The sequence below is a fragment of the Lysinibacillus pakistanensis genome, assembly GCF_030123245.1.
Taxonomy (GTDB): domain Bacteria; phylum Bacillota; class Bacilli; order Bacillales_A; family Planococcaceae; genus Lysinibacillus; species Lysinibacillus pakistanensis.
Window position 1 is genome coordinate 4,585,084 of record NZ_CP126101.1, and the last position, 16,653, is coordinate 4,601,736.

Genomic DNA, 16,653 nt, shown 5'->3' on the forward strand with positions numbered 1-16,653 from the left:
TTTACATGATAGCTGGTACTTTTACTTGACCATCTTCTTGTTCTTTTACGTTTAACATCATTACTTCGCGGTCTAAGCCTTTTGTTGCCACATCTTCACGCATTACGTTTACTAGTGGTAGCACGTGAGTTGTTGGTTCAACATTCGTTGTATCTAGCTCGTTTAATTGCTCTGCGAAGTCTGTAATTTTACCAAGCTGTTCAGCAAATTTTTCTGCTTCCTCTTCTGATATAGCAAGACGTGCTAAATTTGCAACGTGCTTAACTTCCTCTTTTGTTAATTTTGCCATTTTCCACACCTCCGAATACACATTCAAATCATTGTTTTTTCTTGATAACAATAGGGTTGAATAAAGTTAACCATACAAATAATCATAACATTTTTCCTATTAAAAATCACAACTTTCACCAAAAATATAGAAACTTTCACTACTATGACAGAGTGTTGTCTCTTATAGATGTAACCATTTCTTCATTATTTCTATCCCTTCACTTTATAGCTTTTCTTTGGATGGATACATAAAAATATAGCCAGCGCAGAGCTGACTATATTTTATTCATAGATATGCACATAAGGTTCTTTATCATTCGATTTCTTAATAATTAACGCCTCTGGACCGTTTATCGAAGTTATACTTACTTCTACATTGATATTTCCGAAATAATTCATGAGAACACCAGTTAGATATTGGGTAAAACCAATAATTTCTGCTTGACCGAAGAATTGAATGGGTACTTCAATTTTCAGCTTTTGAATTTCTTTATTTTGGTAGAAGCCTGTTCCTATCACACTCGTATAGTTAGAAAAATATTTATCGATATCCAGTTTAAATTTCTTAAAGTTATTGCTATCCTCTCGATAAACATCCTTCGATTCATCTGTTGGGAATAGGACATATTCTTCATCAATTGCTTGCCAATCTGCTACATCATTTTGTCCAGCTTTTGCAACGCCATAGCTAAAATATGTCCCTGGAATAATATCATTATTAGCTTTCTGTTTAAATAAGCCTACTACAATCGGGACATCTTTCAATTCTTCACGAGCTCTTAAACGAGAAACAATTTCAGAAGCCATTTTCTTCCCTTGTTCAACAAGTGCTGATTCTGGTATTGGCTCCTCATAATACTCCCCATATTTTTCTTTTTGATAATAATAAATAGAGTTTAAGGAAAGTCCTATCGAAATTCCACCTAATTTCACTTTATTATCTTTTGTTTTTGTTAAATAATTCTGCTCAACTATATGCGATAAATAAATAGGTGCCTTTTTTGCACGTTCCTCTGCTGGCATAGATTCCGTTGTTGGAGGATTTAAGCCATCCTTTTTTTGAGAACTACGCTTCAGCCAATTAGTCACAGTGCTTTTAGCTAAATATTGGCCCTCCTGGAAGAAAAAATTCTCTGTGTCAAACTCATTTTGAGAAAGGCGCATCAGGCCTGTTTCTACTTCCTTCATATCATATTTTGTATATATATTAGAGACTACCAAACCTCTACTAGCACTTTCTTTGTAGGGAGTTAGCAGCTTGTAATAGGATTCATCTATCTTGAAGCTTGGAATAATTGTTGTTTCCGCTTTTTCCTGTTGTGTCTCCTGTGTAAGCTCTGTGTCCTTTTTAGAAGGTACACAGCCGACTAGCATTGTAGCAGCGATCATTGCTGGAATGAGTCGAAATGACTTCATTATTTTAATACTCCTTTACTGAAATTCAATTTTGATGAATCTGAACTTATGGAACAGAAAGCTGGCATATGCAATTAAAATGCCTTAGCTTTCTGTCAAAGCTGTTAAGACAATACATCAAGTTACATCTAAATTGTTAAACGAGGTTGAGTTGTTCAATCAGGCTGTCCTCATTCCAAACCTCAATACCTAACTGCTCAGCTTTTGTTAGTTTAGAACCAGCATCAGCCCCTGCGATGACAAGATCTGTTTTTTTGCTGACACTCCCTGTAACAATTCCACCTAACTCTTCTATTTTCGCCTTTGCTTCGTTACGTGTCAATTGCTCAAGTTTACCAGTTAAGACAATTGTTTTACCTGCAAAAGGATTATCTCCTACAGTTACCTCTACCCTTTTACCCTTATACATCATATTGACGCCTGCTTCCGCTAGACGACCAATCACTGCACGTGCATCCTCATTTGAAAAATACTCGACAAGAGAAGAAGCCATTTTATCGCCAATTTCATAAATTTCAACTAGCTGCTCCTCTGTTGCTACCATCACTGCCTCCATCGTTCCATATGTTTCGGACACTATTTTTGCAGCTTTTTCACCAACATGTCGTATCCCTAGTCCAATCAATAAGCGCTCCATTGAATTTTCCTTTGAGGCTTGAATAGCATGCACCAAATTTGTCGCTGATTTTTCACCCATTCGTTCAAGCTCAACAAGTTGTTCAACGGTTAAATGATATAAATCTGATACATCATGAATTAAATCCGCACGCAATAATTGCTCAACTACTTTGTCACCCAGACCATCAATGTTCATTGCATTTCGTGATACAAAGTATTTAATGCTTTCAGCAATTTGTGCAAAACATGCAGGATTTACACAGCGTAATGCTACTTCACCCTCGATACGAATCAGCTCACTATCACAGACCGGACAATTTTTAGGCATCTCGTAAGGCACTGAATTCTCAGGTCGTTGCTCCAGTAGCACTCCTACAACTTGTGGAATAATGTCACCAGCTTTGCGGATGATGACTGTATCTCCTATACGAATATCCTTTTCGCGGATTAAATCTTCATTGTGCAATGATGCACGTTGAACTGTCGTACCCGCCACTTGAACAGGCGTTAAAATGGCAGTCGGCGTTACAACACCTGTACGTCCAACTGTTAAATCAATATCGAGTAAGGTTGTCACTACTTCCTCAGCAGGGAATTTATAAGCGATTGCCCAGCGAGGACTTTTTGCTGTATATCCTAGTTCATCCTGCTGAGCATAACGGTCCACCTTAATAACGATGCCGTCAATTTCATAAGCTAAATTCGAACGGTTTTCTGTCCATTTATCGATAAAGGCTAATACCTCCTCAATCGTTGAACAGCGTTGACGTTCCTTATTGGAAGGGAAACCTAGCCCCTCTAAATAATCAAGCATCTCTGCATGACCATCGATGCCATACACTTCACCATCGCCGCCAATAGCATAAATGAATGTTGATAATTGACGACTTGCAGCAATTTTAGGATCTAACTGACGTAAAGAGCCAGCAGCTGCATTTCGAGGATTAGCAAACAGCTCCTCACCATTATCAGCACGCTGAGTGTTTAATGCTTCAAAGGATTTCTTTGGCATATAAGCCTCACCACGCACCTCTATTGTGATTGGCTCCTTTAAACGCAAAGGTATCGCGCGAATCGTTTTTAAATTCGTCGTAATATCTTCTCCTACAACGCCGTCTCCCCGTGTTGCTCCTTGTACAAAAACACCATTTTCATATTTCAAGGAAATGGCAAGACCATCGATTTTCAGCTCGCAAACATAGGAAAAGTGATCACCAATTGCTTGGCGCACTTTTCGGTCAAACTCTCGTAAATCTGCTTCATTAAAAGCATTAGAAAGACTTAGCATAGGAAAATCATGCGTTACCTTTTTAAAGCCCTCTACTACTGCGCCACCAACTCGTTGGGTCGGTGAATCTGGATAAATTAATGAGGGATTTGCTTCCTCTAGCGCAATAAGCTCATGTAATAATTGATCATAGACACTATCTGCTACGATAGGTTGATCCAACACATAGTATGCATGACCATATTCATGCAGTAATTTATTTAATTCTGCAATGCGTTGTTCAATTTCGTTCATTTTAGTTCCTCCGCTTACGCTTTTTCAATAGGTGCAAATTGTGCAAGTAATCGCTTAATGCCGATTGGCTGTGGAAAAGCGATATCTAGCTCTGTACTATCACCCTCACCTTTTACACTGACAACCATACCTGTTCCCCATTTTTTATGGACGGCTTTATCTCCAGCCTTCCAGCCAAATTGGTCTCCGCCTGTTGCTTGTAAACGGGAGGTCGCAGGTTGCGTTCTTTGAATGTCTCCAAGTGTTCGCCTTTGATAATTGCCTGCTGAACGGTTTCTAGCTGTAAACGGAACTTCAGAGGTCGCGCCGCCCTTGGAAATAGATTCAATAATATCCTCTGAAATTTCACGTAAAAAACGAGAGGCATTGTTATAACTAGAACGACCAAAAATCGTTCGGCTTTGTGCACATGTCAAATACAAGCGCTCCTCTGCACGCGTGATGCCAACATACGCTAAACGCCGCTCCTCTTCCATTTCATCCATATCATCAAGTGAACGAGAATGTGGGAAGATATTTTCTTCCATTCCAATGATAAAAACAACAGGGAATTCCAAACCCTTTGCGGCATGCATTGTCATTAAAATGATATTGCCTTTGGATGTATCATCTTTATCTAATGCATCAATATCTGCAATAAGCGCTAAATCTGTTAAGAAGGCTATTAAGCTCTTATCATCACTACGCTCTTCAAATGCTTTTGTTACTGATAAAAATTCTTCAATATTTTCTAAACGGCTTTCTGCTTCAATGGTTTTTTCATTTTGTAGCATAGCTCGATAACCAGATTTTTCGATCACCTGCTCTACCATTTCTGTAACCGATAAATATTCTTGCATCTCTGTAAAGCCTTTAATCATCGCATAGAATTGCTCTGCTGAATTTGCAGCCTTGCCTGATAGCCCCATAAACACTAGGTCATTCATAGCATCAAAAATTGAACGATCTTGTTCAATTGCGTAGCGAGCCATTTTTTCAAAGGAGGTAGCACCGATACTACGCTTTGGTTCATTAATAATACGTGCGAGCGATAAATCATCATCATTATTGGCAATCAGACGTAAATAAGCCAATAAATCCTTAATCTCTTTACGGTCATAGAACTTTGTACCACCAACAATTTGATAAGCTATATTGGATTTAACAAGAACTTCCTCCATAACACGCGATTGAGCATTTGTACGATATAAAATCGCAAAGTCATCGAATGAGCGATTATCTTTTTTCATAAGCTGTTGGATTGTTTGTATAACGAACTGTGCTTCCTCTTGCTCGTTATACGCTTTGTACAAGACAATTTTTTCACCTTCTGCATTTTCTGTACGCAGTTCTTTTGGGTAACGTGTTGTATTATTTTGAATGACGTCATTTGCTGCTTTTAGGATGCGTTTTGTTGAACGATAATTTTGTTCAAGCATAATGACCTTGGCATTTGGATAATCCTTTTCAAAGGACAGGATATTACCAATGTCTGCCCCACGCCAACGATAAATTGATTGATCTGAATCCCCTACAACACAAATGTTTTTAAATTTTTTAGCCAATAACTGCACAAGTAAGTACTGGGATTTATTGGATATGGATAGGTAAGCATTTGAAGTAATCTCCTGCTTTTCCCCCCATTCACACCGTACGTGAGGGTTTCCCCTCATACGGCGTTCCATCAATTATGAATCTTTATACTAATACTTTATTTCCAGCTTTCACACGAAGTTTATTTACTTTGTCCAAACTTGGTTTTGTTAACTCTAACATTTGAAGGTATTTATTAATGATGTCTTCTGTTGTGGCATGAATCAGTTTATGGGCTTCTTTCGTTATAAAAACTAAGTTGTCATACTTATCGTTACCACCTTTTGCCTTTGGAACGATGTGATGTAATTCCATATTTTTCAGAATGAGTGCTTCTCCTGTGATATAGCAAACCCCTTTTTGAGCAATGTATTTAGAAATACGATTGTCGTTGTATTCAATACTACGATTGATTACAGGATTTTTCATGAGATACTTCACAACTTCTTCTGATACTGATTTTTGCTTTTTATGAATCAGACTTCTACCTTCAACTGTATAATTATTGATTTCTTGCGTAAAGTTTGTCGGATTTTTGTGTTTGATTCCATCGATAGGGAATATCGCTACTTTTGCAACGAATGTCTTTTTCTTGCCAAGATAATCTTTGAAATGTTTCTTGTAGTACGTACTTGGCTCACCTTTATCCGATGAAACTTTCTTCAAGCTGTTATATAAGGTTCGTTTGACTGAAAATGCAATTTCACTAAAATCTTTCGTTACCATCGTTGCTTGCTGATAGAAGTTATGAAGTCCTAGAATTGTTGCATTGAGTTTGGACACTTCTGAAGCATTAGATTTCTTTTTAATTCGTTTGATGTTTTCTTTGATTTTGCTAATTGCGTTTTTCTTCGCCTTATTTGTCATGAATGATTTTACGGTATGCTTCTTTTTATTTCTAGCCACTTTCATTTTAAAGCCTAGAAATTCCGAGAAGTTTTTCCTTAAATTAATGACCTTTGATTTTTCTTTACTAATGTCGAGATGTAATCTTTCTTTTAACCATTCTTCACACCTTCGAAAATCTTGAAGGCACTTTTATGGTCTCTACAAAAGATTTTAAAATCATCTGCATATCGCACAATGAACATTTCTTTCAAGCTTGTGGCTCTTTTTAAGGTACTATATTTCACTGACCTATCAAGTCTAACCTTGCCACCAATAATTCTTTTACGCTCATAGTTTTTCTGTGTTTCAAACGTTTCCCACTGATTGCTTATCCACCAATCTAATTCGTTTAGCACAATATTAGATAGTAGCGATGATAAAATACCACCTTGAGGAGTCCCTTTATTAGGTGTTCCTACTCCTACAATTTCTGCTTTCAGTAGTTTACTTATGATTGAGAGAACCTTTTTATCCTGGATACCCATTGACCACATTTGTTTAAGAAGTTTGCCATGATTGACATTATCGAAGAAGCCTTTGATGTCAATATCAACCACATAGTGCAGTTTGTTGATATTTGCTAATGTTACTGCTCTAGAATATGCATGTAAAGTTCCTCTGTTCGGTCGAAAACCGTAACTGTGATTATGGAATTTCGCTTTGCATATTGGCTCTAGAATTTGTTTAATACATTGTTGAATGATTCGGTCCTCGATTGTCGGGATGCCGAGTGGTCGAATTCCTCCATTAGCTTTTGGTATTTCTTTTCTTCTTATTTTGTGTGGTATGAAGTTTTCAAGTCTTTTTCTGACATAATCAATTAATGCGTTCGGGTCTTTTTCTCCGATAGTAATGATAGTCGATTCATTAATACCTTTGGTGAGAGAACCCTTGTTTTTCTTGATGTTTCGATATGCCAGTAAAATATTTTCTCTTCTAATAATCAATTCATACAGATTTTTAAAGCGTTTGTTCATTTGACTTGCTTTGTAAAGGTCATCTAAGGTTTGTTGCATATCGTAATATTCATTGTTTCGTAAGGACTGTCGTTTTAAAACTTTCTTGTTTGCTGTTTCAGTCAATACTCTCACCACTTTATTACTTCTTTTGGTGATTGCATTTCTTTTAGTCATACGAGAACCTGATAGTATAAAGTATTGTTTTAGTTATCCATAAATTGACTAATGGCTATCCCTCCACCGCTTATTATTACGGCTTCAACGGTACTGTGCCATCACTTTCACCAACTTAAAATAAGGTTATACAAATTGTTTTCCCTTATACCCCTTCATCGAGTGCAATCTCTCCAAGTAGTTGGCTTACCACGTTCCAAGAAATCATATCTGTACATTTAATACCTTTAGGTCATTCCTCTAACCCTGTTAGCTGGATAGTGCCTGTAACACTATAAGGTGTTTCATAAAGACAAATCTTACTCCACCTCACTAACCCAACAATACGTTGGTGTACCCTTTCGAATACCTATACCTCTAGAGCCGTACATTCGGAATTTCGTCAGTAGGAAGTTTTGTTCCCTACATTCTAACCATGAGTATTTTTATAGAACCCCAGTCTATCCATCCCACAGAATACCTCTATCCCGCTTTCCTTCTTTCGATTAGGAGGATGTTCAACTGACTTCACCGAGCTTATAACACCATCATGATTGCACATGACAATGCTATTCGGAGGATTAGGTCGAGCCTTTCAGAGCGTTACCTCATCATTCGACTCATCCGATTTCTTAGTTCTCCTAGCAAATATGCTAGTGGCTAATCTTTTCAATTAGCAACGTGTCGCACTGTCTTGATACTCATCAACATGAATATATTGGAATTTATTCTGATAGTATTCAAGCACCTCTGGGACTCTCTTGAATAATGTAATAGTGGTCATTATTAAGTCATCGAAATCTAGGGATTGGTTGCGGCGTAGTCTTTTTTCATAGCCCTTGTAAACTCGTGCAACCGTTTTTTCGTAGGGATTATGTTCATTAATTTGAGCGACATAATCATCTGCTGCAATACATTCGTTTTTTGCTGCACTAATAGCATTTAAAATAGCGCGAGGTTCAAAGCGCTTCGAATCAATGTTTTCTTCCTTCATCACATTTTTAATGACTGATAGTTGATCTGTGGAATCTAAAATTGAAAAATTACGTGATATTCCAAGCTGATCAATATTACGTCGTAAAATACGTACACACATCGAGTGGAATGTGGATACCCACATACTATCGCCTGTCCCATTACCAAGAATGCCATCAATACGCTCTCGCATTTCTCGTGCCGCTTTATTGGTAAAAGTGATAGCTAAAATTTTTGATGGGTACACTTCTTTTTCAATGATTAAATACGCAATACGATGTGTTAGTACACGCGTTTTCCCCGATCCTGCACCCGCCATAATTAGAAGCGGCCCTTCAGTCGTTTTGACCGCATTCTCCTGTTCAGGATTCATACCTGCTAATAAGTTTTTTGTTAACTGCTCCATTTCGCACCACCTTACAAACGTTTGTTCTTAAATTATATCGTATTTTTAACAGCCTTAACAGTTGCAAGTGCAGCTTTTAAATCATCATAAATAATATTACCAACTACAACTGTATCCGCATATTTTGCCATTTCGGCTGCTTGCTTTGTGGAAGTAACACCACCACCATAAAACAATCGTGTATTTTTAAGCTCCTGCTTTACAGCACTAACAACACTAATATCACCATATGTTCCGCTATACTCTATATAAAATACTGGTAGCTTAAAAAAGTTTTCAGCCAGACGTGCATAAGCAACAATGTCATCTAACGATAAATCCGTTTTTGCATTTGTCACTTCTGCAGCCTTACAGTGTGGATTTAATATACAATAGCCCTCAGCAACTAGCTCGTCCCACACCATGATATCCCCATATTCCTTTATCGCTTCGTGGTGTAAGTTTTTAATCCATTTAGGATCATCACTATTTAACACTGTCGGAATAAAGTAATAGTCGTAGCCTGGTGTTACCGAATCAATTGTAGAAATTTCAAGGGCTATCGGTACTTCAAAGCGTCTTACACGGACCAGTAAATCTAAAACACCGTCCAATGTTATATCATCTGTACCGCCAACTAAAATGACATCTGTTCCTGATTCGCAAATTTTTTCTAATGCTTCATCTGAAATTTCCTTAGCCGGATCGAGCTTAAACACATGTCTCCATTCTAAATATTCCATTTATTTTACCACCTATCATTTTCTATCTATTCGTTAACAAGTATAGCTTATGACTGACGACAAAAAAATGAAAAAGACTGGGCAGAAACTAAACTCTACCCAGCCTCTTTACCTACTATTCTTTTGGTGCTTGAAATGGTTTTTCATCAGGATACAAACGACCTAGCATTTCATCATATGTATCGTTTCCATAATCAAAGCAACGTCGCACTCGAGAAATTGTTGCTGTACTAGCACCTGTTTCCTTTTTGATGGATTCGTAGGTTTTCTTTAAACGTAATAAATGCGCAACTTCAAAGCGTTGTGCCAGTGATTGAATTTCACTAATCGTACATAAATCATCAAAAAACTTATAGCATTCTTCAATGTCTTTCAGCTCTAACACTGCTTTAAATAATTGATCTGTTTGATGCCCTCGAATTTTTTCGATTTGCATGCAATTTTCCTCCCTTTAAGGCTGCGTTTTCACCATTGTCTGTAACCCTGGTGAAGCTGGTACGAAATGAACCCATGACTTTCCTGGTACTAATTTAACAAGCTCCCCAGATTCTTCAACAGCCATCGGTAATCCATCAATATTAGCCCATTTAACTTCTCTCATATAGCCATTTTGGAATACGTAAGCATTTCCACCAGAAGTTAAATCAATTTCTTGGCGTCCAACATTATCAATAGTTCGATGATTCATTTCAAAAAATAAAACATTTGCCAATGATAATGCCTCGCCTGTTAACATATCCTTTGTGTCAACGCTAGCCGATTGTCGTCCATAATGATTATTTTGATGATCATACACATACGAATTATGGAAATACTCACTATTTCCGTAGTAAATGTCAACTTTACTTGTTTCAATGCCTATTTTACCACGTTCATCGGGTTCATAAAAAGCCTGACGCACTTTTTCACTGTAAATCATTGAAGCGCCTATCTTTTCAGCACCTTTTAATAAATTCTCTGATGTTATATAAGAATTATGCGGTGCAACACGATCCTTTGAACGTTTAAAAAGTGTACCATCATAATTCATGCCATTTATATTATCGATTACATTATTCTCAAGCATTGATTTAGCTTCCGGGCTATAGCCATGAGCTACATAAAATGCATCAAAGCCTTTAGCAATATCGACAAAATAGGATCTGGCACTACGAACAGGTCCAAAATTTTCTGGTAACTCACTTTGGTAGACTGCTAAAAAACGAGTAACATCACCCTCTGCCAGCATTTCATAAGTAATATCTGCCGCCGCTAATCCGGATTGAGGGCGTGCTGCTGGATGATTATTAATCGTCACGATGATTGGACGTTGTGTAATTTCCTCTTTAACAGCCTCACCTGTTAAAGGAGCAAGAAATGCTTCCTCTTTTACAGGCTCCTCAATAACTGGTTCCTCTTTAGTTTTGTCTGTTTGGTCCTTTACTTCCGAGGAATCCTTTGAACATCCTCCTATCAACAAGGCACTAAATGCCATAGTGATAAATAGTTTTTTTGATTTTAACACATGCATTACTTTCTCTCCTTTAAACAATCACACAAACTGTAATTGGGCTATGGTTACGCTATAGTGAAATCAAATCACAACTAGCGCATAACTGCTGGTAATAATAACTTCTTCTTCATAACATCAAAAATCCCTTTTGGTGTTATACGGATATAAGGTAAATGTGTAGATTGTAAAAATAACAAAGTATAGATTGCATCACCTAGTCGATAACCACGCTCAGCTAATGCTTGTTTTAAAGCTAGTTCTTTATTTGTTAGCTCCTCTACATCTCCATCAAAAAGTAGACCACCTATTGTTAAAGGAATAGAAGCAATTACTTCTCCCTTTTCTACAAGGACAATGCCTCCCTGCATCGCTTTCATTTCCTCAAAGGCTTTTATCATATCCTCTTTATTTTTTCCAATAAGTAAAATATCACCTGTATTGGAGTAGGAAGAGGCAAAGCCTTGAACACTAGTCGCAAAGCCTTTGATCATCGTATTTACGTGCCAATTGCCGTCTCTATTAATAAGCATTAAATAACACTCATCATGATCAGCTAGCTGCCCTTCCCTAGTAACTAGGGAATTATATGGTTTTGTAATAACATCGTTCACAAGCTCAATTCCAAATGGCATTGAAAACTGGAAGTCATGGGAATTTAATGAAAATCCTAAATTAAACGCTGGAAGAGCTGAATAATCTATAGCAGCAAATTTATGCACACGCTGTCCATCACGTTTTAACCAGACACCTTTGGATAATACGCTTTCAGGAACTGGATGCCATTCATCTTGTAATATATTCAAGGAAGCAAATCGTCCTGTCGCGATAAAACCATGTAAGCTAGACATATTGTAATAGCGTGCAACATTATAAGTAGCCATTTGATAGGCATCTATTGGTGAGACACCTGCATCTAAAGCTGCTTGAATACATTTATCCATCACACCATCCTGATGGAAGGAAGGCGTTGAACCGTCTGTTGTCATCATTAAATGATCAAAAATAGGAAGCCCTTTTTCTACAATTCCTTTTAAGAGATGTGGTAAATCTGGGCGAATCGAAGAATGACGTAGTGTCACAGCATATCCCTGCATAATACGTCTTTCCACTTCCTCCACTGTCATTGCCTCATGATCACCATCTGCCCCAAGTAGTTTCATACGGGCTAAAGTTCTTTCTGAAGCCCCTGGAAAATGGCCTTCTATTTTTTTGCCGTAGCCTTTAGCCATTTGCATACGATAAAGCATTTGGTCATCCCCATGCAACAATCTTGGCCAGCCTGTTAACTCTCCTCCAAGTAAAACATCATCCCGCTCTAACCATTCTAAGATTGATGTATTAGAGAAAATTTCTTCCTCCTGCTCCATCTCAGTTTGTGAATCAAAGCGTGTCCACCAGTAAAAAGAAAACGGAAGCTTTTTCAAGTCATTCAATATTGAAAACGCTTTCTTATTTTCTAAAGATAAAACAAAACTTAAATTATCAGAAATAAAAGCTGTTGTACCTAGTTGTCCACAAAAATCAGCAAAAGATTGTGGATGATAGAGCTGGAATGGATGGACGTGAGGTTCAATATAGCCTGGTACAATTGTTTTATTCGTACAATCAACCACCTCTGTCCCCTCTATAAAAGGAGGCATTCTGTCGCCAGCATAGACAATTCGATCTCCTAAAATCCAAATGTTCCCTACTACCCATTGTTTGAGCATACTATGTAAATAACGTGCATTTTTTAACACAATATCCGGTGCCTTTTTACCATCAATTACCGCTAATTGTTGGCGTAATTTTGTAATTTTCCATACTGGATCCATTCTATCCGCTCCTTCCTAAATTACGTAAAATTTCATTGTGTAATTCTAATGTGATATCACATACTACTATTGCATAAGCGCATTTTTTCATTAAAATGCGGCAATTATGCAATCATCTTGTTTCAATCGTAACACAGCACTTTCATAAAGCAAAGTGCACCCCGCTTTATTTTTTCCACAATGACTAAAGGAGGAAATAGTATGATGCAACAAGCTAATTTAAGTGAAAAAAATGCCTTCTGTCGCTTTGCCATGGGTACAGGTATGACGGCATTTGGTATCGCTAGGGCTTCAAGAAATCCTAACTGTACGGGCGGTCGATTAATGATTGCATTAGGTGCTATGAAAATGGCTGAGGGTATCTTTAAGTATTGCCCGACAAAAGCTTTACTGAGTTCCAATATGCAAAATGCCGTGAATAGCTCTATGCAAAGTATGCTCGGTGGACAAAATTCTATGTCATCTAATCAATCTATGACATCTAATCAATCCATGTCATCCGAGCAAATCGGCAAGCTCATGAAGGATTTCTCCTCTGCCATATCTGGTAATTCGTCAGGATCAAGCGCAACTGCTTCAAAGCAATCTGACGCCAGCACTTCAAATCAAAATTCCTCAGACAGTAAAAATTCTACAACTAAAGCACAAAATCCTTCTTAGTCAAAGGAGCCGTCTCAACTATATGAGACGGCTCTTACCCTTATAAATCATACGTTTAATAATAAGAAGAAGTTTCAAAGCATGATAAAATTTTATTTAAATGTTCGCCAACCGATATCTTTACGATAGAAGAAATTGTTCCAATTTTCAGTTGCAATACCTTCATATACCTTTTCTTGCGCTTCTTTTAGAGTAGATGCTTTTGCTCCAACTAATAAAACTCGCCCACCGTTACCAACAAATTTATCATCTACAAGCTTTGACCCTGCATGGAATACGGCATGTGAAGCAGATAGATTCTCTAAAATAGGTAATGCATGCCCTTTTTCTACATCCCCTGGATATCCTTCAGCAGCAATTACAACACCGAGCATTGCATCCTCTGACCATTGTAAATCAAAGGGTTTTTCATCCATTAAAGCCATCATAAAATCACCAAAATCAGAAACCATACGTGGTAAAACGACTTGTGTTTCTGGATCTCCAAAGCGTGCATTAAACTCAATCACCTTTGGACCATTTTTTGTTAATATGAGCCCTGCATATAAAATTCCAGTAAAAGATACACCGTCTGATTCCATCCCTTGAACAGTTGGCTCAACTATTGTTTTATAAGCTACGTCCACTATCTCTTGTGAAATTTGGGGTACTGGTGAATAAGCACCCATTCCACCTGTATTAGGACCTTTATCGCCATCATATGCTCGCTTATGATCCTGAGCAATAACCATCGGATAAATCTGACCTTTATGGACGAATGACATAAATGAGAATTCTTCACCATCTAAGAATTCCTCGATAACAACTCGAGAGGATGATTCACCAAAACGTTGATTCCCAATCATATCCTGAACAGCTTCAATGGCCTCCTCCTCTGTCATGGCAACAACCACACCTTTACCAGCGGCTAAGCCATCCGCTTTTATTACAATTGGTGCGCCTTGTTCTTTAATGTATGTGATAGCCTTATCTGCTTCTGTAAACGTTTCGTGAGCCGCTGTTGGGATATTGTATTTATTCATAATATCCTTTGCATATGATTTACTGCTTTCGATTTGTGCTGCTTCTTTTGTTGGACCAAATACACGTAAACCACGAGCAATAAAGAAATCTACAATCCCTTCAGCAAGTGGTTGCTCAGGGCCAACAAAAGTCAAATCTACTGCATTTTCTTTTGCAAATTGTGCCAAGCCTGCAAAATCCATCGTATCAATAGCAACTACCTCTGCATCGCCTCGCATACCATCATTGCCAGGTGCAACAAATACCTTACGCACAGATGGGGAATTATTAAATTGTTTAGCGATAGCATGCTCACGGCCACCGCTTCCGATTACTAATACATTCATCTTGGGAAATCCTCCTATTTGTAAGTAAAACCGAGATGAACCAACATCTCGGTCTTAGAATTTAATATATTTTGATTAATGCTTAAAGTGGCGTACACCAGTAAATACCATTGTAATACCATACTCATTTGCTTTATCAATAGAATCCTGATCTTTAATGGAGCCGCCTGGTTGAATAATTGCCGTAATACCAGCTGCCGCAGCTGCTTCCACTGTATCACTCATTGGGAAGAATGCATCAGATGCTAATGCAGCACCCTTTGCTTTTTCGCCAGCTTGCTCAAAGGCAATTTTAGCTGCACCAACACGATTCATCTGACCTGCACCAACACCAAGCGTCATTTGAGAATCTGTTACGACAATTGCATTTGATTTAACATGTTTAACAACTGACCAGCCAAGCTGTAATGCTTCCCATTCTTGTGCTGTTGGTTCACGATCCGTTACTACTTTGATATCTGCATTAGCAAAGCCGTAACGATCCGGCTCTTGAACAAGAAGTCCACCTTCTACAGATACTACATTAAAATTATCTTGTTTTACTTGCTCAAAAGGAATTGTTAACAAACGAATATTTTTCTTTTGCGTTAAAATATCAAGGGCTTCTTGAGTAAAGGCTGGTGCAATAATAATTTCTAAGAAAATATGACTCAATTTTTCAGCCGTTGCTGCATCCACTTCCATGTTTAATGCGATAATACCACCAAATATAGATACAGGGTCTGCTTCGTATGCTTTATCAAATGCTTCCTCTAATGTTACACCTGTACCAACACCACAAGGGTTCATATGTTTTACTGCAACTGCTGCAGGCATTTCAAACTCTTTTACAATTTGCAAAGCTGCATTGCCATCTTGGATATTATTGTAAGATAATTCTTTACCATGTAATTGAGTTGCATAGGCTAATGAGAAATCAGAGCCAAGACGTTTTTGATAGAATGCTGCTTTTTGATGAGGATTTTCACCATAACGCAAGTTTTGTTTTAATTCATATGTCATTGTTAAGCTCTCAGGAAACTCTTCTTCAGTTAAATAGTTTGATATATAGGAATCATAGGCAGCTGTGTGACGGAAAACCTTTGCAGCTAGCTTACGACGCGTTTCAATTGTTGTTGTGCCGTCTGCTTTTAGTTCCTCTAATACATTTGCATAGTCATTGCTATCCACAATTACTGTGACATATTGATGGTTTTTTGCTGCAGAACGTAACATTGTTGGACCACCGATATCAATATTCTCGATAGCATCATCCCATGTTACATTAGGCTTTGAAATTGTTTCAACGAACGGATAAAGATTGACACAAACAATCTCAATTGGCTCAATTCCATGCTCATTCATTTGCGCTTGATGAGAAGCATCATCAAACTTACCTAATAGACCACCGTGAATCATTGGGTTTAATGTTTTTACACGACCATCTAATATTTCAGGGAATTTAGTTACTTCATCAACTGCTGTTACGGCAACATGATTGTCCTGTAACATTTTTTTTGTACCACCAGTTGATAAAATTTCATAACCTAATGCTACTAGTTCTTTTGCAAATTCTAAAATACCATCTTTATTGGAAACACTGATTAATGCACGTTTTGTCACAACAATATCCTCCTAATTTTTAGGATCATCACCAAAACGTGTGGTTGATTTCCGTTCCGGCTGGGCGCTTTGTAGCTGTCGCTTTGCTTTCGCTACAGAAAACATTTGCCGCTGACGCTTCGCTTTCGCGCAGAGCTTCCTGGGGGCGTCCGATGAGCCGCTTGGGCCAACATGATGTTGGTCACGAAGGCGTTATCACAGGACGTGATGCTTTTAGCCTTCGTTCCTCTATATC

12 protein-coding genes and 2 pseudogenes are annotated in these 16,653 nt (G+C 37.9%); 1 reads left to right on the forward strand and 13 read right to left on the reverse strand.

The window, feature by feature from the left end; translation table 11 throughout:
• Position 1 precedes the first annotated feature (1 nt).
• The 11 genes and pseudogenes from gatC to QNH24_RS22925 all read right to left on the reverse strand — a co-directional run bounded on the left by gatC (position 2) and on the right by QNH24_RS22925 (position 12,807).
• Positions 2–289 (reverse strand): Asp-tRNA(Asn)/Glu-tRNA(Gln) amidotransferase subunit GatC, encoded by a 288-nt coding sequence (gene gatC, locus QNH24_RS22880; RefSeq protein WP_054772107.1) that lies wholly within the window; start codon positions 287–289, stop codon positions 2–4.
• 263 nt (positions 290–552) lie between these two features.
• Complete coding sequence (locus QNH24_RS22885; protein WP_283869692.1) at positions 553–1,686, reverse strand: CamS family sex pheromone protein; 1,134 nt, start codon at positions 1,684–1,686, stop codon at positions 553–555.
• A 136-nt stretch (positions 1,687–1,822) separates the two neighbouring features.
• Positions 1,823–3,826 (reverse strand): NAD-dependent DNA ligase LigA, encoded by a 2,004-nt coding sequence (gene ligA, locus QNH24_RS22890; protein WP_283869693.1) that lies wholly within the window; start codon positions 3,824–3,826, stop codon positions 1,823–1,825.
• Between the two features lie 14 nt (positions 3,827–3,840).
• Positions 3,841–5,403 (reverse strand): annotated as a pseudogene (locus tag QNH24_RS22895) (3'-5' exonuclease); the annotation flags it as partial.
• Between the two features lie 100 nt (positions 5,404–5,503).
• Complete coding sequence (locus tag QNH24_RS26210; RefSeq protein ID WP_347342923.1) at positions 5,504–6,310, reverse strand: HNH endonuclease signature motif containing protein; 807 nt, start codon at positions 6,308–6,310, stop codon at positions 5,504–5,506.
• Positions 6,311–6,396: 86 nt separating this feature from the next.
• Positions 6,397–7,419: a reverse transcriptase domain-containing protein gene (locus tag QNH24_RS26215; protein ID WP_347342924.1), complete on the reverse strand. Its 1,023-nt coding sequence runs from the start codon at positions 7,417–7,419 to the stop codon at positions 6,397–6,399.
• Between the two features lie 667 nt (positions 7,420–8,086).
• A pseudogene (locus QNH24_RS22905) lies at positions 8,087–8,779 on the reverse strand (UvrD-helicase domain-containing protein); the annotation flags it as partial.
• A 32-nt stretch (positions 8,780–8,811) separates the two neighbouring features.
• The gene (gene pcrB, locus QNH24_RS22910; protein ID WP_283869694.1) at positions 8,812–9,501 is read right to left on the reverse strand and encodes a heptaprenylglyceryl phosphate synthase; all 690 of its coding nucleotides are present in this window, start codon (positions 9,499–9,501) and stop codon (positions 8,812–8,814) included.
• A gap of 115 nt (positions 9,502–9,616) precedes the next feature.
• On the reverse strand, positions 9,617–9,937 hold the full coding sequence (locus QNH24_RS22915) for a YerC/YecD family TrpR-related protein (RefSeq protein ID WP_004225717.1): 321 nt from the start codon (positions 9,935–9,937) through the stop codon (positions 9,617–9,619).
• 15 nt (positions 9,938–9,952) lie between these two features.
• A complete protein-coding gene (locus QNH24_RS22920; protein ID WP_283872922.1) occupies positions 9,953–11,005 on the reverse strand; it encodes a DUF3048 domain-containing protein in 1,053 nt (350 codons plus the stop codon).
• A gap of 80 nt (positions 11,006–11,085) precedes the next feature.
• On the reverse strand, positions 11,086–12,807 hold the full coding sequence (locus QNH24_RS22925) for an adenine deaminase C-terminal domain-containing protein (protein WP_283869695.1): 1,722 nt from the start codon (positions 12,805–12,807) through the stop codon (positions 11,086–11,088).
• 201 nt (positions 12,808–13,008) lie between these two features.
• Here QNH24_RS22925 and QNH24_RS22930 point away from each other — a divergent pair, with 201 nt between their 5' ends.
• A complete protein-coding gene (locus tag QNH24_RS22930) occupies positions 13,009–13,467 on the forward strand; it encodes a YgaP-like transmembrane domain (RefSeq protein ID WP_283869696.1) in 459 nt (152 codons plus the stop codon).
• A gap of 92 nt (positions 13,468–13,559) precedes the next feature.
• On the opposite strand, the gene purD is transcribed toward QNH24_RS22930, so the two are convergent.
• Both purD and purH read right to left on the reverse strand, forming a co-directional pair.
• Positions 13,560–14,816, reverse strand: coding sequence for a phosphoribosylamine--glycine ligase (gene purD, locus QNH24_RS22935; RefSeq protein ID WP_283869697.1), 1,257 nt, complete (start codon positions 14,814–14,816; stop codon positions 13,560–13,562).
• Between the two features lie 75 nt (positions 14,817–14,891).
• Positions 14,892–16,418, reverse strand: coding sequence for a bifunctional phosphoribosylaminoimidazolecarboxamide formyltransferase/IMP cyclohydrolase (purH, locus tag QNH24_RS22940; RefSeq protein ID WP_283869698.1), 1,527 nt, complete (start codon positions 16,416–16,418; stop codon positions 14,892–14,894).
• Positions 16,419–16,653 lie beyond the last annotated feature (235 nt).